The 24,353-nt window shown below is 43.5% G+C and carries 20 protein-coding genes and 2 pseudogenes; 8 read left to right on the plus strand and 14 right to left on the minus strand.

Annotation, left to right across the window (positions count from 1 at the left end):
* Complete coding sequence (locus tag MHB71_RS08185; protein WP_340029270.1) at positions 1-1,416, plus strand: hypothetical protein; 1,416 nt, start codon at positions 1-3, stop codon at positions 1,414-1,416.
* A gap of 174 nt (positions 1,417-1,590) precedes the next feature.
* A complete protein-coding gene (locus MHB71_RS08190) occupies positions 1,591-4,098 on the plus strand; it encodes a WG repeat-containing protein (RefSeq protein WP_340029271.1) in 2,508 nt (835 codons plus the stop codon).
* A 154-nt stretch (positions 4,099-4,252) separates the two neighbouring features.
* On the opposite strand, the gene MHB71_RS08195 is transcribed toward MHB71_RS08190, so the two are convergent.
* Both MHB71_RS08195 and MHB71_RS08200 read right to left on the minus strand, forming a co-directional pair.
* Positions 4,253-4,726 carry a YbaK/EbsC family protein gene (locus MHB71_RS08195; protein WP_036673697.1) on the minus strand — a complete coding sequence of 158 codons (474 nt, stop codon included), beginning with the start codon at positions 4,724-4,726 and terminating at the stop codon, positions 4,253-4,255.
* 54 nt (positions 4,727-4,780) lie between these two features.
* On the minus strand, positions 4,781-5,338 hold the full coding sequence (locus MHB71_RS08200) for an XRE family transcriptional regulator (protein ID WP_036673696.1): 558 nt from the start codon (positions 5,336-5,338) through the stop codon (positions 4,781-4,783).
* 431 nt (positions 5,339-5,769) lie between these two features.
* Between MHB71_RS08200 and MHB71_RS08205 the strand changes: the two genes are divergently transcribed.
* From MHB71_RS08205 to MHB71_RS08220, 4 genes are all read left to right on the plus strand, one after another.
* Positions 5,770-7,569: an ABC transporter ATP-binding protein gene (locus MHB71_RS08205; protein ID WP_340029272.1), complete on the plus strand. Its 1,800-nt coding sequence runs from the start codon at positions 5,770-5,772 to the stop codon at positions 7,567-7,569.
* The gene (locus MHB71_RS08210) at positions 7,566-9,314 is read left to right on the plus strand and encodes an ABC transporter ATP-binding protein (RefSeq protein ID WP_340029273.1); all 1,749 of its coding nucleotides are present in this window, start codon (positions 7,566-7,568) and stop codon (positions 9,312-9,314) included. Before MHB71_RS08205 ends, MHB71_RS08210 begins: the two co-directional genes overlap by 4 nt.
* A gap of 83 nt (positions 9,315-9,397) precedes the next feature.
* Positions 9,398-10,360, plus strand: coding sequence for an ABC transporter substrate-binding protein (locus MHB71_RS08215; protein WP_340029274.1), 963 nt, complete (start codon positions 9,398-9,400; stop codon positions 10,358-10,360).
* A gap of 924 nt (positions 10,361-11,284) precedes the next feature.
* Complete coding sequence (locus tag MHB71_RS08220; protein WP_081746009.1) at positions 11,285-11,683, plus strand: RDD family protein; 399 nt, start codon at positions 11,285-11,287, stop codon at positions 11,681-11,683.
* A 602-nt stretch (positions 11,684-12,285) separates the two neighbouring features.
* Here MHB71_RS08220 and MHB71_RS08225 read toward each other — a convergent pair.
* The 4 genes from MHB71_RS08225 to MHB71_RS08240 form a co-directional block, all read right to left on the minus strand.
* Entirely contained in the window at positions 12,286-12,420 is a 135-nt protein-coding gene (locus MHB71_RS08225) for a hypothetical protein (RefSeq protein ID WP_340029275.1), read from the minus strand.
* Between the two features lie 214 nt (positions 12,421-12,634).
* A complete protein-coding gene (locus tag MHB71_RS08230) occupies positions 12,635-13,543 on the minus strand; it encodes an oxidoreductase (protein ID WP_340029276.1) in 909 nt (302 codons plus the stop codon).
* Positions 13,544-13,611: 68 nt separating this feature from the next.
* Positions 13,612-14,244, minus strand: coding sequence for an SDR family oxidoreductase (locus MHB71_RS08235; RefSeq protein ID WP_340029277.1), 633 nt, complete (start codon positions 14,242-14,244; stop codon positions 13,612-13,614).
* A gap of 103 nt (positions 14,245-14,347) precedes the next feature.
* Complete coding sequence (locus MHB71_RS08240) at positions 14,348-14,920, minus strand: TetR/AcrR family transcriptional regulator (RefSeq protein WP_076327897.1); 573 nt, start codon at positions 14,918-14,920, stop codon at positions 14,348-14,350.
* Between the two features lie 245 nt (positions 14,921-15,165).
* Between MHB71_RS08240 and MHB71_RS08245 the strand changes: the two genes are divergently transcribed.
* Entirely contained in the window at positions 15,166-15,534 is a 369-nt protein-coding gene (locus tag MHB71_RS08245) for a hypothetical protein (protein WP_062329841.1), read from the plus strand.
* Between the two features lie 17 nt (positions 15,535-15,551).
* On the plus strand, positions 15,552-16,784 hold the full coding sequence (locus MHB71_RS08250; RefSeq protein WP_340029278.1) for an exo-alpha-sialidase: 1,233 nt from the start codon (positions 15,552-15,554) through the stop codon (positions 16,782-16,784).
* Positions 16,785-16,861: 77 nt separating this feature from the next.
* On the opposite strand, the gene MHB71_RS08255 is transcribed toward MHB71_RS08250, so the two are convergent.
* From MHB71_RS08255 to MHB71_RS08290, 8 genes and pseudogenes are all read right to left on the minus strand, one after another.
* Positions 16,862-17,287 (minus strand): hypothetical protein, encoded by a 426-nt coding sequence (locus MHB71_RS08255; RefSeq protein WP_062329837.1) that lies wholly within the window; start codon positions 17,285-17,287, stop codon positions 16,862-16,864.
* A gap of 160 nt (positions 17,288-17,447) precedes the next feature.
* Positions 17,448-17,714 (minus strand): hypothetical protein, encoded by a 267-nt coding sequence (locus MHB71_RS08260; protein WP_340029279.1) that lies wholly within the window; start codon positions 17,712-17,714, stop codon positions 17,448-17,450.
* A 62-nt stretch (positions 17,715-17,776) separates the two neighbouring features.
* The gene (locus MHB71_RS08265; protein WP_340029280.1) at positions 17,777-18,001 is read right to left on the minus strand and encodes a histidine phosphatase family protein; all 225 of its coding nucleotides are present in this window, start codon (positions 17,999-18,001) and stop codon (positions 17,777-17,779) included.
* Positions 17,980-18,348: pseudogene (locus MHB71_RS08270) on the minus strand (histidine phosphatase family protein). The gene MHB71_RS08265 and the pseudogene MHB71_RS08270 overlap by 22 nt, the downstream one beginning before the upstream one ends.
* Before the next feature lie 479 nt (positions 18,349-18,827).
* Complete coding sequence (gene ilvD / locus MHB71_RS08275) at positions 18,828-20,519, minus strand: dihydroxy-acid dehydratase (RefSeq protein ID WP_340029281.1); 1,692 nt, start codon at positions 20,517-20,519, stop codon at positions 18,828-18,830.
* A gap of 15 nt (positions 20,520-20,534) precedes the next feature.
* Positions 20,535-21,200 (minus strand): GntR family transcriptional regulator, encoded by a 666-nt coding sequence (locus MHB71_RS08280; protein ID WP_340029282.1) that lies wholly within the window; start codon positions 21,198-21,200, stop codon positions 20,535-20,537.
* A 470-nt stretch (positions 21,201-21,670) separates the two neighbouring features.
* A pseudogene (locus tag MHB71_RS08285) lies at positions 21,671-21,781 on the minus strand (tyrosine recombinase XerS); the annotation flags it as partial.
* 73 nt (positions 21,782-21,854) lie between these two features.
* Complete coding sequence (locus MHB71_RS08290) at positions 21,855-23,831, minus strand: sigma-70 family RNA polymerase sigma factor (RefSeq protein WP_340029283.1); 1,977 nt, start codon at positions 23,829-23,831, stop codon at positions 21,855-21,857.
* Positions 23,832-24,353: the final 522 nt, after the last annotated feature.

A 24,353-nucleotide genomic window follows, 5' to 3' on the forward strand; every position in this document is an offset into this window, starting at 1 on the left:
ATGCGAAAATCCGAAAAAGAATTCACTGAGCAGAACCTCTTTAATATTAAAAAGTTGTTCTATGATAAATTGGCGATGAATGAACCACAAACCCTTACGGGATCAGATTCATCATTGTATCCACCTATATTATATCCATCCGTTCCATCCGCACAGACAAAGAAGTCCATGAATAAAAGAAAAAGGTATCGCAAAGCCATCTATATTCCTGTAACCGCTGCGTTATCGTTATGTCTTGTTACAGGGGCAGCTGCATCGGTGGGCATCATTGATCTGTCTACTGTTCTTCATTTTCTAGGTGCAGATCGGATTGGCATTCTTCAGCCTGTTCATCAGGTGAGTGAAGATCAAGGGATTCGAATGGAGGTTATAGGTGCTGTCAGGGACGGAGATACAACGGAAATCTATGTTTCATTGTCGGATCTGACGGGTCATCGCATTGACGATACACTGGATGTATATGATTACAGGATAACCGGAGGTAATGCAAACAACGCTCAGATTATTCATTATGATGATGCGAATCAAACGGCTATTGTCCGATTCCTCATTCAAGGAAAAGTCAGCAAAAATCGAATTACCGTTCAGATCAATACGCTGATGTCAGGTGCATCTCGACAAGATGGTTACAACGTACAAGTGGACTGGAAGCAGTTGTTACAAGAAAAGCAAAACAATAGTTATGAAATCCTGGAGCGAGATCGTATAAGTGGCTTGGGAGGTGAAATTGATATTCAATTGGAAACCGATCCAATTCCCGTACTGCATCAAGATGTAACGAATGTCCCCGTTTCCGGTATTGATTGGATGCATATTTCCAATATAGGTTTTGTGGAGGGCAAGTTACACATTCAGATTAATCCCAATAATGAGATTGGCGAGTATAATCATGGATACTTCTACTTCACGGATGAGCAAGGCCAAAAGCTCGATATTCCCCAATATTCCATTAGCTACGGGAGATACATGAAAAATGGAGTAGACATTGGTGGGGATTACATTGAGTATGTGTATGATCTGTCTGCTGTTGACAATTTAGATAAGCTGAGAATTCAAGGCAGCTTTACGAGCATAAGTGAAGTTGTGCAGGGAAATTGGAAAACGACCTTTAACTTGAGTCAAAATGCTTTGAGTAAAACAGGAAACATTCAGCTTGATACAAATGGAGGCTTACAGGCAAATGTTACTCTTTCCCCGGTTGGTGTCACACTTACAGGTGAGGCACTGAGTATGATTCGGATGGAGGATCTGAGTATTGAAGTGCACCTGAAGGATGGTACAAAGTTGACTGGCGAATCCGGTTTCCTCCAGCTGGATCAGGATCTCATTAAGTGGATTTCGCCTAAGACCATTCCGGTGAATGATGTGAGCTACCTGCTAATCAATGGAGAGAAAGTAACTTTGCAAGATAGATAATATAAAAAGTGAATCAAAGAATCGGGGAATAAGTGCAATCAGAAGGCTGTTCTGTTAACGGAGTGGTAAGTGTGAATATTCTTTAGTTCAACTTATATAAAATGAATTACATGTCATATCCTGATTTATGACGCATACCATTAGGCGAATGCGGTCATAAGGGAGGAAACTGAGATGTCCATGAGCGAACCGCTGTTAACGCAAATTGTGAATCAACATATTCCGGCTGGCGCAACGGTCGTCACTATTGATAAACCTGTTCAACATCCAGCGATCTATGCGGCCGATCTTACCGGTGACGGTATGCCGGAGATTGCTGCAGTCTATCAGTTGAATGGTGAGCTGTATTTGCTCATTCTGAAATTTGTTCAAGGACATTGGATCAAGATGGCACTAATTAAGGGATTGGGGTATGGGGTGACTTTAATGACTGCTGCCCCTGTAACTTCAACGGCAAGGAACAATCTTATTATCGGTTGGCGGATTGGTTCTATTTGGTCTAAGCTTGCCGTATATGAGTGGACGGAATCAGGGCTCAAAGATCTGGCGCCTGACGATCTATATTATAGCTATGCAGAGATTATAGATATGCCTGGTCCGAATGGTCGAGATGGGAAAGTGGAGATTGCACTCTGGATACATGACACAGGTGAAGCCTATCGTGTGGAGATTATCCGATGGCAGAATGGGAAATGGGTTCCTGCACCGGACGTATATGCAACCTATTATCCAAAAGTGGTGCAATATTACGAGCAACTAACCCAGCAATATCCTGATTATATCTTTTACTGGTATTACCTTGCGGATGCTCAGTACCACGCGGGCCAGTATCCGGCAGCTCTCGCTTCAGTTCAGAAGGCACTCAGTTTCCCGGAAGCTTATCCTTCCAGAGAGGTACTACAGGAGCTGGAAAAGAAAATTAAGCAGGCGATGGTCCCTGTAAGCCATGCCCGGGTAGCGACATGGTTATATCCAATCTCCGTTCGAACCACGAGTGGGACGCGTTGGGGGTATATGGATGCACAAGGCCACATTCGGCTTGAACCGGTACTGGATGACGCGCAAGAGTTTCAGCCGAATGGATTGGCTGTGGTTGTGAAGGACGGTCGTGCCGGCGTTATTAATCTTCAAGGGCAGTATGTCGTTCAACCTGTATACGATTCCATCAATTCCTTTTCCGAAGAACGGGCGATAACAATTGATTCTCAAGGATTTAAAATGATTAATGAACAAGGTACAGTCCTGACCAAACGGGCGTACCCGTATATCTCAAATATGAACGACGGTCGAGCGTTATTTTACGATTCTAATCCTGGTCAGGCAGATGGATCGGTGAGTCGGTATGGTTATTTGGATGCGTCGGGCAATGAGGTGATTCCGGCACAGTTCGCTTCTGCGAACGATTTTCAAGATGGCAAAGCGGTTGTGCAGATCAAGGACAATGAATATGCGCTCATTAATCGCAATGGACATCGGCTCGCAACGTATCCATATGCCTATGTGGGACCACTAGGGGATGGACTGCTTGCTTTTCAAAAAGAAACCTCGGGCAAATATGGGTACATCGACGAAAGGGGTAATATTCGCATTCAGCCCAAGTTTTCATCGGCATTTCCTTTTAACGACGGGCAAGCGATTGTTAATACAGCAGAGGATTACAAATCGATCTACGGTGTTATTAATACGCAAGGATCGTTTATCATTCAACCCGCGTATAATGACATCCGCGAACTAGGCGAGCATCGTTATGCGCTGGGGCAAGCGATTAACCCGGAGCAGCCTTATATCGGCTCTGTGTATGCGATTGCAGATACCAACGGTAGAAGACTTACGGAGTTCCTATATCGCGAAGTAGGCAATTACAAAAACGGTCTTGCTTCCGCATCGGATGGCAGACAAACCTATCTGCTGGATCTGAGTGGAAGACCTGCCGCTGGGTATCCACATGTAGAAGGTTCGGGTACGCTGGAGGTCGTGGCACCAGATCTGATTAAGGCCTATGTAGACCAGCGCTTATCGTATGTGAACCGGGCCGGACAGATCATCTGGCGGCAAAATACAATCGTTCCACTTCATCCGCCGTACCGTGTACGCGAAGAGAAGTACAAACCAAACAGGGACTATCTCGTATATTATCCGCAGGTGGAGGGATTAACGAACCAAGCGGAGCAGCTTGCGCTAAATGCCAAATTGAAGCAACTCTCCCAAGTTAAACCGATCCCTGCCGATCAGCAGCTGGATTATACGTATACAGGTGATTTTGATATTACGTTTTATCAGCAGCAATTGCTGCAACTGCAACTCACAGGTTATAACTACCCGGCGGGTGCAGCGCATGGTATGCCTACGATGATCTATGCGATCATTAATCTGACGAATGGTCAGTTGTATGAGTTGAAGGATTTATTTAAACCAAATAGTGACTATGTAAAAGTGTTGAGCCAGATTGTGGGGGATCAGATCAAAAATGATCCTCAATACTCGTATGTGTTTCCGGACACCTATACGGGGATTAGTGCGGATCAGCCGTTTTTTGTCACAGCGGATGCTCTTCATCTCTACTTCAACCCGTATGATATCGCACCCTATGCGGCAGGGTTTCCAACGTTTACGATTCCTTTTGTCCAGATCAAGGATATCATTAATACAGAAGGTTCGTTCTGGAAAGCTTTCCATGAGTGATTGAGGGTACAGCCAACATTTTAACGAAAATATACGCTAGGGACGTTAAGGCACAAAGACAGCGGATTTTTCCTGCTTTAAGCAAATGTCCGCTGATGCTTAGCTTATATAACAGTCAAAATGTTGGCGCTACCCCATATAGAACTACTATAAATCAATCATTCCATCCTTTACATACATCAATCCACTCTGAATAACTAGAGTATTTTTCTAATTGTTCTATTGTAAGTTCAATAGCACTATTGCTACTCCCGCAAGCTGGATAGATTGTCTCAAAACGTTTTAGAGATATGTCTAGATAAACAGAAACATCATTTTTAATAGCAAATGGACAAACACCTCCAATGGCATGACCAACCATATCAATGGCTTCATCAGGAGAAAGCATTTTTGCTTTTGTTTTGAAATACTCTTTGAATTTTTTGTTATCCACTTTTGCATCCCCGGCAGCAACTACTAAAACAGCTTGTCCATTCACCATAAAAGAAAGTGTTTTTGCGATTCTCTCTGGCTCACAACCTAATGCAGTTGCAGCCAAATCCACGGTTGCACTAGATACTTCAAATTCGATAATTTCAGAATCCATACCATATTGTTTAAAAAAATCTTTTACTTTTTCAATTGCCATAATCATCACACCTCATTTTTAAATATTTTCTAGAAGATTATAGATGAAACTTGCCTATGTTCTTGGGTAAAAAATCATGTTGTAAATGACACATGGTTCTTGATAGGGATTATTATAGGAATGAAAAACATTAGCACGAAAGCGGAGTGCTTGATTTTCTTTTAGAACAATTTTTTTTGTGTTGACTACCAGCTCTAACATACCTTGTACCACAAAAACATATTCTTCCACACCATCAAGGTGCCTTTCAGATGGATGGTGACATCCAGGATCAAATTCGATATAAAATATTTCAACGTTACGGGTAGGGTCAAAAGGAAAAACAGGAAATGCTCTCATTTTTCCATCATTTTCAATGATAGCGTCTTTGGACCGTGTATCAACCACATTGCACTCATCTTCTAGCTCTTCCAATAATAAAGATAAAGGAACTTTTAAGCCCACTGCGATTTTCCAAAGAGTTGTAATCGTTGGTGAAGACTGTCCTCTTTCAATCTGTCCAAGCATAGGCTTACTTACATCAGTAAGTTTAGAAACATCTTCAAGTGTAAGATTTCTCGTTGCTCGTATTTCTTTTAACCGTTCTCCAATAGTTAATACTGGCGATTGCATTGCATCACTCCTTTTGTATGTTATAGCATTATAAAATTTAATATAACATACTTATAGTTGAGTTCAATAGGCGGCAGTTAAATGATGTAAGTAACTACTTCACATATTTATCCATACAAAATGGAAAATATTACGGGAGTTACAGATCAAAGAAGTCATATTTATCTATACAATCAAAAACGAAAACTTTCTCCAACAACAATTTTCTTTGCTTGGCGAGAATGTAAATACTTCACCAGTCATTCTCAAGTTACGCGACGAGGTCATATGTCCAATAGGGCTTATAAGATGCTGTGAGACAACAATAATCCGTGATGAGGTATTATTGCTCCGTGAAGAGGTAGTGATCATTCAGGGCTCTATGAGATATTAATGTGCGTATATAGCACTGAGCTATATTGAGAATGATTATTAATATCAGGAGGGGTGAGATGAACAACACATCTGAAGTGTCGGGACTAATGCAAGTAACGAAGGAGCGCAAAGGTCTGCTGATTACAGCAAGTATCTTCTCGACCCTGTCGAGTCTGTTGCAGATTGTTCCTTTTGTCGGAGTGTATAAGATCGTCGAGGAACTGCTAACGCATGCGGGGCAACCCTCTGCCATGGACAAAGATCTGTTGATCTATTGGGGGATCGTCGCATTCGTAGCCCTGATTGCAGGGCTTGTTGCGCTCTATATCGGAGGGATGTGCTCACACATCGCTGCGTTCAACATTTTGTACCAGCTCAGAGTGAGACTTGCGGAACATGTTGCCAAAGTACCCATGGGGTATCACACCCGGACGGCAACCGGTGAGCTGAAGAAGATCATCGAAGTCAGTGTGGAGAAAATTGAGAAGTTTATCGCTCATCAGTTGCCGGATCTGGTAAGTGCGATCGTTATTCCACTGATGCTCTTGGGATATCTGTTCTGGCTCGATTATCGGATGGCGCTGGCGCTGTTGGTTCCAATCGGAATCGGGTTCTGGCTCCAAAGTCGCCTCTTCCGCAGCGAAAAAGGCCGTCAGGCTTATCGTGATTTTCAACTTGCCATTGAAGAGATGAATGCGACGGGTGTTGAATACGTGAGAGGTATGCCGGCGGTGAAAGTATTTGGCATTACAGCTGATTCGTTTCTGACGTTTAAACAGGCGGTGACGCGGTATCGGGATATTTCATTGAAAATAACAGATTTGTGTAAAACATCCTACGGGCTGTTTTTTGTAATCATGATCTCGTTATTTACCTTCATCGTTCCGGTGGGTATTCTGCTGTCGAGTGGAAATGCGGGCAATCAGTCGTTTGCGATCACGTTTATTCTGTTTCTGATCATTACCCCGAGTCTATCTGCTCCGTTATTGAAGTTAATGTATCTGGGCAGTGGAATGCGCGAGATTGTGGAAGGACAGAAACGGATAGAATCGGTGTTTGCCGAGCCGGTTGTACAAGAACCTGAGTTGCCCAAAGTTCCGGATACATATGAGGTTGCCTTTCGGCAGGTATCTTTTGCTTATGAGCGTAAGGAGAGCGAAGCATATAAACCTGTACTTGAACAGGTTGATTTTGTAGCCAACGCAGGAGAGATGACCGCACTTGTCGGACCTTCTGGTGGAGGAAAGTCAACCATTGCGAATCTATTGCTTCGTTTCTGGGATGTACAGGAAGGTGAGATTACGATTGGTGGAATTCCGATTCAGGAGATGGGTACGGAGAAACTGATGGATACCGTGTCCTTTGTATTTCAGGATGTACATCTGTTCTACGATACGATTGAAGAAAATATTCGGATGGGCAATACATCAGCTTCATTACAGGACGTTATAGCTGCGGCTCAAACTGCTTGCTGTCATGAGTTTATTGAGAAACTGGATGCTGGATATGACACTAAAATCGGAGAAGGCGGCACGTACCTGTCCGGCGGTGAAGCACAGCGAATTGCGATTGCACGGGCGTTGCTCAAAAATGCTCCCATTCTGGTCCTGGATGAAGCGACAGCCTACGCGGATGCAGAGAATGAACACAAGATCCAGCAAGGTCTGGCCCAATTGGTTCAAGGCAAAACGGTACTGATTATTGCTCATCGTCTAACAACGATTCGTGCAGCTGAGCAAATACTCGTGATCCGAAAGGGAACGATTACCGAGCGTGGGACACATGATCAATTACGTGCATTAGGCGGAGTATATGAGCACATGTGGCAAGCCCATATCAGTGCAGCTTCCTGGAAGCTTGGAGGTGCAGGACGATGAAGAAATATTTATACAATATATCTGGCGGTAACCCGCGTAGTCTGCTTCCTTCGGTAATTGCAGCGATTCTGGACGGGATTGCAAAGATTGTTCCTGCGGCGCTGCTTGTGGATATATTCAATACGATCTATAAGTCTTTTGCTGAACCAGACAAAGGACTGGATATCAACCGAATGTGGGTTGTATGCTGCATCCTGTTTGCCTGGCTTCTGGTGGAGTATGTGGCTTATGCTTCGCTCTATGACAAGACCTATCGGGCAGCATACAGCCTCGCGGCCTCAGGAAGGTTAAAGCTGGCCGAACATATTCGCCATCTGTCGCTAGGATTCTTCGGAAAACGTGATCCTGGGGATCTGACGAACCTGATCCTGAGTGATTATGGTCAGGTCGAGCATACGATTTCTCACAATCTGTCGCAGCTGATCAGCGCGATTGTGCTTCCGGTACTTGCTTTTGGCGGACTTCTGTTGGTGGATTGGAGAATGGCCGTAGCCATGTTTGTTGCGGTTCCCTTAGGTGTGGCTCTGTTATGGCTTACGGATTCGATTCAGGCACGACTGAGTGAGAACCATGTTCGAGCCAAAAACGAAGCCGCCAGTCGGCTACAGGAGTATCTGAGCGGTATTCGTGAGATTAAGGCCCACAATATGGGGGGCAAACGTTTTGAACGGCTACGTCGTTCTTTTGACGAATTGAAATCAGCTTCCATTCGGTTAGAAGGTATTATGGGACCGATGATCATGGGCGCGATGTTGCTTGCACGATCAGGGATGACATGGATGATTCTAGTGGGCAGTTATTTGCTTGCTGGTGGTGAGTTGTCCCTACCGGTATTTCTGTTATTTTTGCTGGTAGGTACAAAGGTATTCGAACCGTTAACGGTTGTACTGATGAGTTATGGGGAGATGCGGTACTCTGCATATAGTGCAAGACGCATTATGGATGTGCAGCAGGAGGCCCCGATGGCAGGAACGGGAGATGTACAGCCCAATCAGGCGATTTCATTCGACCAGGTGACCTTTGGATATGATGACCGGCAGCCGGTCTTGAAAGACTTGTCCTTTACGATTGAGCCGCATACCATTACTGCCTTGGTTGGCCCATCCGGTAGTGGTAAGAGTACAGTCACACGTCTCATTGCCCGCTTCTGGGATGTACAGCAAGGCACCATTCGCATTGGTGGCAGACCCGTTGATCAGATGGACCCCGAGAAGCTGTTACAGGATATCTCTGTGGTCTTCCAGGACGTGTATCTGTTCCAGGATACGATCGGCAACAACATCCGTGTAGGAAAGAAAGACGCTACGCAATTCGAGATTGAAGAGGCAGCACGCAGAGCTTGTTGTCATGAGTTTATCTCCAGTCTGCCTCAAGGGTACGATACGCTCGTTGGCGAGGGTGGATCGACGTTATCTGGTGGGGAGAAGCAACGGATTTCTATTGCACGTGCCTTGTTGAAAAATGCATCAATCGTATTGCTCGATGAAGCTACAGCTTCACTTGATCCGGAGAACGAAGCCGCCGTGCAGCAAGCGATTAATGAATTGGTCGCGGACAAGACGGTTATTTTGATTGCGCACCGATTAAAGACCATTCAGAATGCCGATCAGATTATCGTATTGGACCAAGGTCAGCTCGTAGAGCAAGGAACGCATGCGCATTTGTTAGATCACTCAGGCATCTACGCTCGGTTGTGGCAATTACAACAGGATGCAGAAGGCTGGCAGGTAAAAGTAAACGGATAATGAGTTCGATGAGATAGATAAAGTAACTGAAGCAAATAAGCCTAATGTGGCTAATGAACTGACATAAAAGGAGAATGACAACGATGTTTAAACGAATTCCTGTATGGATTGCACTATGCTGTATGCTCACCTTGGCGGCCTGTGGAACGACCCAGACCACCAGTGAAGTGGCCAGCTCCTCAGAGGGGACTGCACAAGCAACGACCAAATTGATTACCAACCCAAATGGAGAAGAGATTACGATCCCTTTGAATCCAGAGCGCATTGTTGATCTATCAGGCTCTACAGAAGAGCTACTGATCATTGGGAAAACACCTGTGGCCACGATGAGTGCGGATTACGGTAACCCGGAGGAAATCACTCCAACCATTAAGGATCAGCTGAGTGCAGATACCGTTAATCTGGGCTGGTATGGTTTCCCGTTCAGTATTGAAGCTATAGCGGGTGCCAATCCGGATCTGATTATTCTGGGAAAGGATTTTAACACGGATCAATATGAAACTTTATCTAAAATTGCACCTACAATTGCATTGCCTTACTCTTACTATGATTGGAGAGAACGCCTGACATTCTTGGCAGATACGTTTGGAGAAGAAAGCAAGAAAAATGAATATCTGGCCAAATATGATGCGAAATCTGCAGAGTGGAAACAAAAGATGGAGGCAGCTGTAAATGGTGAATCCTTTGCCGTAATTGAGACATATCCAAACAACCTGGTCATCTATTCCAATAAAGGGGCAGCTGAGATGTTATACGGTGAATGGGGCGTGAAGCGCACAGAGGGTATCCCTGATCCAGAGGGCTGGGGCGGTAAACAGATCGCACTGGAGGCTCTGGCTACCGTTAATCCGGATCGTCTGCTATTGATGGAAAATAGTGAGAACAAGATGGTCGATAGTAAGGTGTGGAATAACATGAACGCAGTGAAGAATGGCAAGATCTATAAAATCTCCAATGTCGATAATTATAATTATTCATACACAGCGATGGGGAGAATGGAGCTTATGGACCGCCTGGGTACGATGATTCTGGAAGGACAGAAGTAGTCGTTGGATTAGAGCAATTGAAACGATAGATTAAATTTAACTTTTAACAGAACCTAACAACGCCTATGTTAATTGTGGAATTGTGGAATTTGTTCGAAATCATGTAACTTGAGCGGTTCTGGCTGCGTTTAGACATTGGGGTGATCTGATGTTGGTGAACGCGGTTCAACGGTACATGGTATTAGGACTTATATTTATAGGGATAAGCTTGACTGCATATCTCGTTCTTGAAAGGGTTGAAGGGTACCATATTACAACGACAGAGTATTACGGCTTACGCAATGCAGGGGGATTAATATATATTCTTTCGCTTATCCTGGGATTCGGTCACTATTTAGTCGCTTTTTATGTTGTTATTATTAGCCCGATCTCATGGTTGTTGCGGAAATATGTATGCTTTCCTATGGTGAGAACTTTCATCTATATGATTGGGTTTGGATGGGGCGGGCTGTGGGTTTTTGATCTCATGTACAATCCATATTTCGTGAATGGATACCATCTGAACCGAATGACATCGATATGGATATTTGCCATCGCCGGTTTAGTTTATGCCATTGTGGAGAATAAGATTTGGCGAAGAGGGCAGATGCAGAACGAACAGAAGGCTACTTAACAAATGTTGAGTAGCTTTCTTGGTTTACATAATTATTATGGTGTTTTCATTAGAGACTCAGAAGTTAAATATATTAAAAAGGATTATGTAATAGTAAGTAGTAAACATGAACAGCGGTTAAGTTGATTCGATAGTTTGTTATAAAATTCACAAAGGATGCAATTAAAATGAAATAGGAGTTTTATCGTAAAAAGGTAAAATTTTCTGTTATACTATTTGGGTTGTGTACATAAAGTTAGATATTTTAATGAAGGGAGTTCATGAAATAAATTAGCCGTGTAGTTTAAAATTGTAGCTTGGAGGAAAGCATTTTGTATAAAGCAGGTTTTTGGATTAGATTAGGAGCAGGTGTATTGGATAGTCTTATTATTTCAATTCCGTTAGTGATTATTGCAGGTGTGCTGACGGGCAACTTTGATACGGATGAGCCGATTGCCAAACTGCTTAGTGCGTTATACTCAATTTTATTACCAGTTTACTGGTATGGTCGAACCATAGGCAAACGTATATGTGGAATTCGAATCCGCCAATACGATACACACGAACCGCCAAAAATTGGTACGATGCTGATGCGAGTTGTTGTAGCTGGACTTGTGTACGTATTAACTTTGGGTATCGGAGTTATTGTGAGTGCTTTTATGGTCGGTTTGCGTGAGGATCGACGTGCGATTCATGACTTTGTAGCAGGAACAGAAGTAGTTTGGGATTAACTCGAAGATTATAAAGAATTGCTGTACAGGGGTAAAAATCACTGTACAGCTTTTAAATCATTAGTACTGTTTCACAAAACTCGTATTTTGTACATATGTATATGTCTGAGGATTTCTCCATATAGCTATTAGCTTAAATGCAATGCATTGTATAGTTTATAGCGTGCGAGAGTTTCCAAAGTCGATCTCTTTTGTCTTACATGCATACAGCAGTTCCAAGAAGTTCCTACCAAAAATTAACCCCCCCTTGTTTTATATGAGGTTTCTTGGTTGGCGACTTTATGTCATTTTTCGAATTTTTCCTATAGTTTTATACGGCTCCCAAACCATAAATTCTGCTATTACTTCTCTAAACTCTTCGTTAGGTACTGAAAGCGCAACCTCCTTCGCCTTATTAAATATGCCATGTGGATCGTACAGAGAGGTAATATGTATGAAACTACCCGTTCTAATGGCCCATCCATCGTCCACCACGCTTGCTTGATGAAACCATTCGGATTTCTGCTTTGTAGAAATCTCTAATCTAAACGGATGAAATATTAATTCACGGTCAAAGTAGGTATACTCGCTCCATCTTTACTAATTATGTGCAATTCTAAATCTCAATAAGGTCCTTCTTTTACTTGAGCAAGTGATCCATAAATACCGATAGCCTCAATGTCCTCTAACTTGTTCTTTATCTCATGTATAAAATCTAATTTTTCTTTACGACTAGTTTCAGCTGGAAAAGGCAACATGTGGGTCCTCCAGTTATCTGGATTTCCTTTATTCTATCATCCATTAAACTAACCCGCCCGTTAGCTTAACGAAAAAGGAGCAGCTGCCAACCGGCGAACTGCTCCATACTATTTAGAATTAATGTCTCCCGCTTGCGTAATGACCTGGCATATGTGATACGGTTCATCTTAACGGGTCTATAGGCGAAAAAAAGGAGTTATCTTTGATATTTTTTCACAAGTTATAATGTACTCCGGTTAACTTCTCGGATAATAACCAAAGTCTTTCTGCAAGCTGCACATCCAATGCCTTTTTGGGGAAATCTACAAACTTCGGTTTCTTAGCCTTTAGAGGATTCATTCCTAGCCCTACGTAAATATCTCCGGTGATTGTCGAATCCGTCGCCGCAATAAGTGATGGCCAAGAAGATTGATCAGTAGGAGTTCCGAATATTTTCATTAATAGCAGTCCGAATGCTTTGGTTCCCTTCGGTGCGTTTCTCCCGATTCCTGTAGGACTTGTACCAGGATGTACTGCTATAGAAGTGATACCTTTCTTCTTCGCACGTCGATTTAATTCTCGGGCAAACAGTATGTTTGAAAGTTTCGAGCGGTTGTATCCTGCCATTGGTCTGTATTTCTTATCCATTTTTAAATCAGAAAAATCTATATCACCCATTTGAGCTGACTGTGCGCTAACTGTAACGATTCGACCGTGGTTCTTTTCAATTAATGGAAATAACAGACCTGTCAACGCGAAGTGTCCAAGATGATTGGTTCCAAAGTGCATTTCAAAACCATCGGCCGTCAGTTCACGAGTGGGAACTGCCATTACCCCAGCATTGTTTATAAGGACGTCTATTCCTTTCACTTTCCCGTGGATCGTGTCGGCAAAGCTTCGAACTGACTTCAGATCAGCCAAGTTTAATGGCTCCACTGTCACATCTATATTCGGTGCCGTTTGTTTCATCTTTATGATTGCTTCTTCGCCGCGCCTAGGATCACGGCTTCCAATGATCACTTTGGCACCGTGCATCGCTAGCTCTAATGCCGTATAATAGCCTACCCCGCCATTGCCTCCCGTCACGATAGCGGTTTTTCCTCTTAAGTTTGGGAGATCGTCAGGCGTCCAGTTTGGTCTCATGGTTTATTCCTCCGAAAGCTTATATTTTAAAATGTAATTGGGTCATTACTGCAGCAAAGCTGTTTCAGTCAGTCGTGAATAAACGAGGATTGTTTGATATATCGCGCATGTTCGACTGAATCGATCATGAATCTAGCCACGTCGACACGAGAAATTTTAGCTAGCATGGAAGGAGTAAAAGCGCCGTGCTTATATCGCCCTTTGCCCGGCTCATCGGTGAGCCTTGAAGGCTGAACGATAGTCCAGTCCAATCCACTTTTCCGTACAATACCATCCTGCCTTTCCTTATCGTAAAACTCTCGGAACGTTATTAAAGAAACTAGTTTTACAATCATTCTCATCCTAATTCCAAGCTGATTCCTGCTTTCTCTGCTGGTGCCAAAGCCCGTAAGAACGACCAGTCTTTTTACTTTATGCCTTCTCATCGCGTTCACAATTGAACGAGTCCCACGTAAGCATAGATCTGAAGGACTTCCTGCTGTGGCTCCTATAGCTACAAACACCGTGTCTTGCCCCTCAACAGCCGATCCTACATCCTCTTCACTAAATACATTACCTTCTACAACTGTTAATCCCTCCCGGGTAAACGGGATTCGATCTGCGGAACGTACAAAGGCTTTTACGGTATGTCCCTTGTTGATCGCTTGGTCAATTAGCTGTAAGCCCGTACCTCCGCTAGCTCCAAAGATGGTAAACTTCATTATTTTTTGCCTCTCTTTTATCTATATTTCCGGTAATAAGTGAATATTCGTTTATTATTGGTGAAAAGAACAACGATGCGTAGCATCGCTTAAAAATACTTTATTATGCCTTAATAGCGTCCCAACTCATCTTGATGGCAGAATCTAATTGTTTACTATTCAATATGGTCCCGTTCTTCAAATGTGTTTTCAACAATTCGGCTATTGGCAAGATGGAGTAAGCAACTAGCATGTTAATATCCTCTTTCTTCAAGATCTCCTGTCGGATGCCGACTTCAAACATCTCGAAGATCGGTTGAAACTGACTTGCCGTATCCTCTAGGCACCATTTCTGGGGCAGAGGCGAATTCATTATTTGCTCCAGAAACAAAAAATATTCTTTGAAGGATTGAATAAAATCAACATAGTTGCGGATGATAGCCTCAAATCGTTCGTAAACTGTTCGGGTATGATCCACTCCCTGAAACATTTCCTCGCTCATCTTGCCTTTAATCTTCAAGTAGGTCTTATAGAGCAGATCCTCTTTGTTCTCATGGTAAATATAAATCGTCGCTGCCGATACACTCGCTCTTTTGGCAATTTTTGATATCGACGTGTCAGAGAAACCGATCTCATTAATTAGCTGTATGGTCGCGTCATATATTGCTTCGACTTTGTTATCATCTCTATATCTCATGAACTAATAATAAACGATCATTTATTTATTGTCAATTATAGTAACCGCTGAGATTTTTCCTACACGTTTAATAAGCATCGTATGTCTCCTCCAACTTTGTACATAATAATAGAAATATCTAGTAATCTAGCATATGTATCACAACAAAATTTTCATATCGTTCCAATATAAGAGTCGAAGTTTAGTCATACTGGCAGCAGGAATCGTAATATACTTTACTATATATTGCGGAAGGAGTGTGCTTTTTGCCAAACTCTACAGGCTTTATTTACAATCCAACTTCGGGTGAGACCCAATCCACTCAGCTCATCGTGACTTGCATTAATGATTCCCTTAATGTGCCTGTCAATGTTGAGCTTGAGGTATTCAGATGGGACACTACCCAGGCTGCACGTATACCCATTGCTCATGATCTATTTGAATTACTACCTCAAGCGACCAGAAGCTTAATCTATCCATTGATCAATGCTGCTTTTTACGAGGTACAAAGCGATTATTTTAGTGCTACAAGTACGGTCATCCATGTATACGGTGTTAATTCCACAGGTCAGATCATCCAGCGTGTGCTTCAATCGGAGATGACATTAATTGACCGATTCACAAATATCCCTTAAAGAATCGAGGTGAGCAGATGGTAGTTGTGAATATTACTGGAGCATTAGCAGGCAATCAATTTGAACCTTCAATTGCAGTTAATACGTTGAACCCGAATATTCTGTGCGTGGTAGCTGTGGATACCAGTACCGGACCAACATTGACTGGTTTCTATCGTTCCATTAATGGAGGCAGTACCTGGTCCACCACTGTGCTTCCTCAACCGGCAGGCTATGCAGGAGCAGAGGCGCCTACGATAGACTATACGTTTCCGAATACCTTTATCGTTACCGTGCATTTGTTTAACGGGATCAATGATGGGACGATTGCGAGTTATACTTCTTTTGATAATGGACTCACGTGGCAGCCACCGGTTATCGTCCAAGCAGGGTTCGGTACTATTGTTCATAATGATGAGCCTTACATAGCTGTTGATCGTTCTCCAGGTAGCCCTTATCGAGGCAATGCATATGTAGGATATACTCCGCTTGCTACTGCTTCTTCCGCTATATTTACGCAAAGGTCGCTCACCCAAGGGATCTCCTGGGAGCCTCCTGATCGGCAGTCCAATCCCCGAGGAATACACGATCGGGCTGCGCTGGCTGTTGGATTCTCAGGTCAAGTCTATGCGGGTTATATCATTACGGGCCCTGCCAGTCCATCTGCGTTATTGCGTATTTCGTACGATGGGGGCATTACCTATCAACCTCCTCTGGAGAGACAAGCAACGTTTATTTCATCCGTTGTACCGGCACCTTCGCCTTTACCTGTACCAAACTATGCCTTTCGAGTACAGACTAACTTAAGCATGGGGGCGGATATATCAAATGGAACCAACAGTGGTACGTTATATGCCGTCTGGAATGATGCACGTGCCGGATATACCGATGTTTTACTCTGCGAATCTCCGGATGGCCTTTTATGGTCAGACCCCATCAGTATCACAGGCGCGCCAACGGGTACACAGAATTTTTTTCCGTCGATAAGCGTATCGCCGTTTGCCGGGACGATCCGCGTCATATATTACAGCAATCAAATTAACGGGTTCCTGCTGGACGTTTTTGTTGCAGAATCGTTTAATGGAGGTGCGAGCTTCACTAATCGTCGCCTCACAACTACATCTTTTAATCCGAATGGCAACTCTCCGATGCCCACAGTACTCATTGGAGACTATATTACTGCGGCTACAGTTAGTCCAGATAATTTGGCAGCTGTCTGGATGGCGACAACGCCACCCACGGGTAAGCTGGATGTTTATTTTGGAAACTAATTTAAATTAATTGAAACACCCCCATACCTTAACCCTATGTAAAAACAGGATAAAGTACGGGGGTGGACGTATTCATTCTAATTCGAAACGATAAATCCGTCGAAACTCTCAGGGCCGACCCGAACCGTTCCGAGCAGGTTGCTACTGATAAATGCAGTGTACGTTATTTGAGCAGAGATCGGTGGATTATAGTCGTTGGCAGAAAACATGATAACTTCGGGGTTAAGGAGACCACTTAAACCATACGTGAAGTTAGCAGAGTAAACGATCGGATCAGTAGCAACAGTGCCTCTTACAATAATAATTCTCACTTGAAATAGAGCAAGAGGTAGTTGTACTGTTATGGTTCCTTTTAGGGAGACCCTCAGATTGGTTCCGGCTCCAGCCGTTTGCAGACCAATCTGGCCGAATAATTGAGGCGTGTTAATCACTGGAATCGGTATGGAAATAGAATTAAACAACGCAGCATTTTGCGATGATCTTGCATCCAGAAATTGTGTCAACGTATATACCTCCTATCTGTTTCAGATAGAATAATATATTCATCATTCAAATTTTCGCATGGACGGAGGGTGCAACGCTGGAAATATTAAAGACAAACCGACTGCCCATGGGACTGGACTCTTTAAGCCATACAATGCCCCCATTAATTCAGCGAATTGTTTACAGATGGTCAGGCCAAGCCCCGCTCCGCCATACTTCCCTGAACTGCTGTGTTACTGGATACTTCATTACATGGAATGGCTCTATAGCTTCAGTCCACGTTATAGTCTTTTTACTACTTCCTAGGTTAGATAAAGTGTAATCAGTACTAAGCCATTTATCTGTATTAAGAAAATCGCGTAGTTCAATTGATCCGCCTTCTATGGGTACCATCAAATCCATTATTTCTTTTAGAAAACGTGCCTTGTCACTTCCGTACTTTTCCATATCTTATCCCTCATTCTAACTTACCGCCAACCCAATTCGACCCAGAAACTGTATTATCCTGCTTAATAGTTGCTAACGACGATAAACTCGTCGATACTTTTAGTGTGGTTCACCGCGTCTAATATGGTTATAGAAGTATTATCTATATACGTTTTTTGGAAATGTTGCGGCAAAAGATGTTGTAATGATAGCCCAATCCATGCTCCATGACTTATAACTAATATTCTTTTATCAACATATTCTTTAATCAGTTTTTTGAGAAAAGTTAGACCTCGCTTTGCGACCATTTTGAAATCTTCATACCAAGATTTTGCTCACTCCAATTTGCTCCCCAACGAGTGATACGCTCTTCCTCTGTGGTGCCCTCAATTAGGCCGCAATTAATCTCTCTAATACGTTCATCATTGAATACGAGTACTCCTAAACATTGCTGAATGATTTCGGCAGTTTGCTTAGCTCTCGTTAGATTACTGGAGAATATGACATCCCATTCTTAGCTTGAAAGTCATTTTGTCAGTGCAGTTGCTTGCTCTATTCCTTCTTCGTTTAGCGGTATATCAGATATTCCTTGAGCCTTGCTAAGATTATTCCATTTAGTAACCCCATGTCTAATAAGACCTATTGTGGTCGCCATACCTGCTCCCTTAATGACTACAATTTCCCATCATTGCCCAAACAAATAGTACCACATATTGGAACTATCCTGTCCGTTAGTTTAATGAATTGAAGGGCAAGATGACGATTAGTTATGCGTCTAACCGGAAATAGGAACATGTTCTTGTCCCTCGACATTCGAGATTTAGACCATCCAAACATTCCTGCACTAGCCGGAACCTGCCTGCTATTCGTAGTGAACCCCCAATTAATGAAAGTCGAGAAACGGTACAAGCAAAAATACACCCCCTAGAATTTCATCGGCTAAACTCAGGGGTTTTTCCAATGTCTATTCTAGGGGGTGCACTTCATTTTCGAATGATGAAACTAAATTCTTCATCTTTTTCTTGCGACATTCTTGATCTCTAAAACTGGCGTTTTTTTGTTTAGCGCGCTTCATGCATTCGTTGTAGTAGCTTCTCCCCTCCCATTTTATATGTAGCATCAATGTTTAATTGTCTATTCCATCAAATCTGTTACTGCACCTCTTGAAGCAGAGGAAACTAATTTAGCATATTTGGCAAGTACACCGGATTTCACTTTCAGTGGCGGTTGTACCCAAGCTTGCGCTCGAGCGGCCAACTCTTCTTCTGGCACTTCAACCTTAATTTCCTGAATGTCGCTATCAATGGTGATAATATCTCCATTTTGGAGCAAAGAGATCGGTCCACCTACTTGTGCCTCAGGGGATACATGGCCGACTACAAATCCATGCGAGCCACCCGAGAACCTACCATCTGTTATGAGAGCAACTTTCCCCCCGAGACCTTTTCCTACAATGAGTGCTGTAACGGAAAGCATCTCAGGCATACCTGGTCCACCCTTCGGTCCACAATAGCGTATGACCAATACGTCCCCTTCTTGAATTTCATCATTCATGATCGCTTCTGTCGCTTCATCTTCGCTATCGTACACCTTTGTCGGCCCGGAAAACTGTTGTATCTTCATGCCTGACATTTTGGCAACAGCGCCTTCAGGAGCTAGGTTTCCTCGAAGCACAACCAGTGGTCCATTTGGTTTAAGCGGATTATTGAGTGGACGTATAATCTCTTGATCATTCTGAAGTGGAGTAGCTTCCGCTAAATTCTCCGCCAACGTTTTACCAGTTACGGTGAGGCAATCCCCATGAAGTAATCCCTCAGCGAGCAATAGCTTCATTACCCCGGAAACACCACCAATATCATTCAAATCCTGCATGACATACTGACCACTTGGCTTCAGATCTGCCAAATGAGGAACACGCAAGCGAATTCGTTCAAAATCATCCAAGGTTAAATCCACTTCTACGGAGTGCGCAATAGCTAGCAGATGGAGAAATGCGTTGGTTGATCCCCCTAGAGCCATAACAACGGTGATCGCATTCTCAAATGCTTTCTTCGTCATAATGTCTCTTGGGTAGATTTCCTGTTCAAGAAGTGAGATGACCTGCTTACCGGCTGCTTCGCATTCCAATGCTTTATCCGCTGAGATAGCTGATGTCGAAGAAGAACCAGGCAAACACATACCCATTGCTTCTGCAGCTGCGGCCATCGTATTAGCGGTATACATCCCCCCACAAGCCCCTGGACCTGGACAAACACTGCATTCGACCTTATGCAATTGTTCGTCTGTTATTTTTCCATCTTGATATTGCCCAACGGCTTCAAAAGCTGAAACGATATCCACTTTTTTACCGTCGAGATTACCAGGTTGAATGGTTCCTCCATATACATAAACAGAAGGAATATTCATCCGTCCAATAGCCATCAAACATGCAGGCGTATTCTTGTCACACCCACCGATTGCAACAACGCCGTCAAAACGCTCGGCTCCGGTCACAATTTCAATCGAATCAGCTATAGCTTCCCGACTTGGTAGCGAGAACAACATCCCGCCATGCCCCATCGAGATCCCATCAGAAACGGTAATCGTATTAAAAATTAGTGGAGCACCGCCGTTATTACGTGCGCCCAGCTTAGCTTGCACCGCTAAATCATTGATGTGCATATTACACGGTGTTACTTCACTCCACGTACTTGCTATTCCGATCATTGGCTTTTTAAAATCCTCATCTTGAAATCCAACTGCACGCAGCATCGCTCTGTTCGGTACCCGGTTAGCACCTTCACTGATTACCTTGCTTCGAATGCGAAGATCTTTTTTATTTTCCATGTTTCTTCCCTCATTTCAAAGTATTTCGTTCAGTTCCTGCATCGGTCGAATAAAATTTTGTTTCATTAAATTATGGGCATCGTTGCTATTTTTGCCTTCAAAAGCTTTAATAATCTGATCATGTTCTTCAACTGAAGCTAGTGTAGCCGTAATAGGTTGTTTTAAAAATACGTATTTAAATCGCCTAATGTGAATCTGAAGAGATGTATTAAATGTAGTTACATAAGGATTATCTGAGAGCTCCACAATATAATTATGAAATTGCTCATCCACCTCCATAGCCTGATAAACTTGTCCATTTTTAATAGAACTTGCGAATTCCAAATTTATGGATCTTAGTTTCTCGATCTGTTCTGGAACAATAGTTTGGGCGGTGATTTCAGCAGCTAAGGCCTGAAGAGCAGCCATCGTTGAATACATCTTAAAAATATCGTTTTTCTCAATATTCGTTACTTTTGTTTCTTTTCCTGGATGCATGGACACGAGGCCTTGAACTTCGAGTAACTGAAATGCCTCCCGAATCGGTGTCCGGCTGACTCCAAGCGATTCAGCCATTTCCGCATCAATAAGCTTTTCACCTGGTTGCAGTGTTCCATCAATGATCCATCGCTGAATCTGAGAAAACGCTCTTTCTTTTGCGGTCATACGGACTGGTAAGGAAAAATCTTTAGGAATTGGCATTGTTTTCATCCTCATTACAATTATTCTTATATGCAATATATCGCATACACGATCGAGAAGCAATTATTATTTCATTTACTCGCTCAATTAATTTTATCCAGATAACTACCTGTTTTTATTGAGAGTCTGAGACAAAAAAGAGAACTATAATTTAAAAGTCTTTCTTTGAGAAATGTTACATAAGTAATATATTTTAATGTGAATGTTCTTATATAAAATTATTTGGTACTAATGAGGGCTTATGTACTTTTTATTTAGTACACATCTAATCGGCAATCGGACGATGTTCTTGTCCCTCGACATGAGTTTGTAGTTTTAACTCCACCCCTCCGTCGTATAATCTACCTAAAACGCCGAACTCATATTCCGAGTTCGGCGTTATTAAAATTCAATGGACACAATTAATATGCAGGTTTGATCGACTCTCGCATCCTCCAGATTCATGAATTTAAGCCCTTTGTCTAAATAATGGCAAATGAATGCCTCAAAGAAGAATGAACCGTCAAAGCCGGCTTTCCAAAGGCTGTTGCATATTTCTCAACAAGTTTTTCTATAGAACGTTGTGTTAAACGTCTATTTTTAAAATGCTGTTCTACGTCCGCAGGCTTTTGAATGCCTTCCAGCCCTTAGTTTCGGGCTAGATGTTTTTGTTTGTCAGTAAAAAGTATTTTCGTATAACTTCCCCGTATGCGCATCAAGCACTTCGGGCGTCCGCTCGTGCTCGCTACCAATCATTCGATACACTAGTTCGTACGGGGCCTCTTCCGCCCTAGTATTGTGCATCCGTTCCCATTGCAGACGCAGCTTGGCCTGTGCCGTCCATCGGAGGATGGCTGTCTGGTAATCAAATGAAGGCACGGTCTCCAGCTTCTTTAACTGTTCTGGCCTTATGGAGGGGGACATCAAACTTTTGACCCTCCCATTAGAGCGGTCAACAGCTAGTTGATAGCATTCATCCCTGACAGATATGTCTTGAACATATACACCAAAGCGAATGATTTCCAAACGATCTTCGTCGTCGGTCTCTTCAGTTAGAAGCTTGAGATACGGCAACATTTCGGCTGCTAGTCCTCGGACATAGTCCATAGCTCCTTCTATACATGCGTCTCGATCCCAGGTTAATGGAGCTAGTTGATCTGGCTTACCATGCGAAACAAAGTCAATCAGTTGTCCGGATTGGCTGTCTACTCGCGCCTTGACTGCTCCCTCCATCTGATCAGCCCAATAGGCCTTCCAAGACCGGTCATTCTTGGCTGGACGCTCTTCATTTTGTTGCTTCCACACCATCAACTTGGTGTTCGAGCCAATATTGTCGTCTTGTACTAACTGAAATTGGTCGTTGTCTACGCCAATCCACTCTTCTAGGCTTCGTGCGGGCGGGAACTCACCTGGCCACTCGTCCAGAGTTCTTGGGTCAGAGGGGACAGCTTCTGCCCTATAGGCTGTCGGAACTTCCTCCTGTGATGATGCAGTATAGATTAGCCCTCTACTTCGGGGGGCGTAAACAAGATGGACCTGATCGTCACCATCCGTGTACACGGCTTTGTCCAATACGCAATATTCCACATGTAGCAAAAAATTCGCCTTCATACACGCCATCTGTTCCTCTTCTGGTGTGATCATGGTTGGGAGTGCTGGCCCTGGAACGGTTCCAAAGTACCTAAATCCGACCACGCGACCGCTGGGATGAACCATAATCAGGCATCCCGTCTCAGGAAGTGGCAGCCCCATCGCCTTCTGCTGTCGTGTGTACACAAACATCCCTTCCATCCACTCCATCTCACAATACGGAAAATCACGCAGTGCGCCGGGATAATGATCTTCCAGGAATTGCTCTGCCTGCTGTTTGAGCTCCTCCTCAGATATCCGTGTCTCGTTGTCCAATGAGGCCCAGGAAATGGCATAGTCTAGCAAGTTGCCGTCCCTGGAGAGCGTGGCAGAAACGGCGTCATCACTCCCCGTTTTAACCCATAAGAATCCCGCTTCTCCCTTCCCTGTTCCCCTCCCGGTGTTCTCTTGATAGTCATTGACGATCAGATCATAATCCGGTGAAACGGCAAACTGGTGCTCTGCCTGTTGTCTTAACTGCAGGCGTAAAGTATCCAGGTCTCGTTCGAGAAAATCTTGAGCCATTTCGTTGCGCAAATGTTCCAGCCCCTTCCGTAATTGTGTTTTTACAGTACCTAATGGCATATCCAGGAGATGGGCGATTTGCTGCTGGGTCAGGTCCTTCTTATATTTTAAGAACAGGAGCTGACGCAGCTTCGGATTCAGACTGGCCAATGCACGCTCCAGATCCAGGGTTTGATCGATATCATTAACGACCAATGGCTCTTGCGCCTGCGGGTCTTCGCTCAGGTGAACACGCTTGGATTTCTTCAAATGATTGAGCGCCCGGTTCACCACAATTCTGGTAAGCCAGCTCTCAAACGCTTCGGCTTGCTGCAGCGTTTGCAGTGACTCATAAGCCTTAACGAGGGCATCCTGAACGATATCCTCCGCATCTTTGGACTCCCGTACATAATGGCGAGCCACTCGGTGCAGCTTATCCGTTCGATCCTTTATAAGAGATACGAAGGCATCGTGATCTCCGTTTTGTGCGGCGTTGATTTGTTGCTGTGCATCGATCATTGTCGTTCACCTCCTGTTATATAGACAGCTAACTCGGGGGTTTGGATTTAATTAATGTAACATTATTCTTATAGTTGCTCCCAAATAAGTGCATATGCTGATTATTTAGATATACACCTAATCGGCAATCGGTACAAGTTCTTATCCTTTGCTTGGGACAAGAACTTGTACCGATAAAATAAAAAAGCCGCTAAAATAGCGACTTCAATGGGAATATGTTCTTGTCCCTCGACAATTCATTTTGGAATGGGCTGGAAAAATGTTGATTCTCGTGATGTCAGGGCATCCTGTCGTCGATCGCTCAGCATGGGCCAGTACCTTCAGTTCTTTCACTTCATCAGTTCCAATTATAAAGGTGAACATGAGTTGTGGCTGGATCTTTATGGCAGATTTCCAGTGCTCGCTTCGTTGAGCCCCTTTACTGCCCATTAGCTCTTTCATCTCTGCTGTACCTTCTTCCAACAGAATTACCCGTTTTGTCGTAACCACTCCGTGCATAACTTCATCGTCGAACGAATTGAA

It is taken from the genome of Paenibacillus sp. FSL H7-0940, assembly GCF_037979415.1.
Lineage (GTDB): Bacteria > Bacillota > Bacilli > Paenibacillales > Paenibacillaceae > Paenibacillus > Paenibacillus amylolyticus.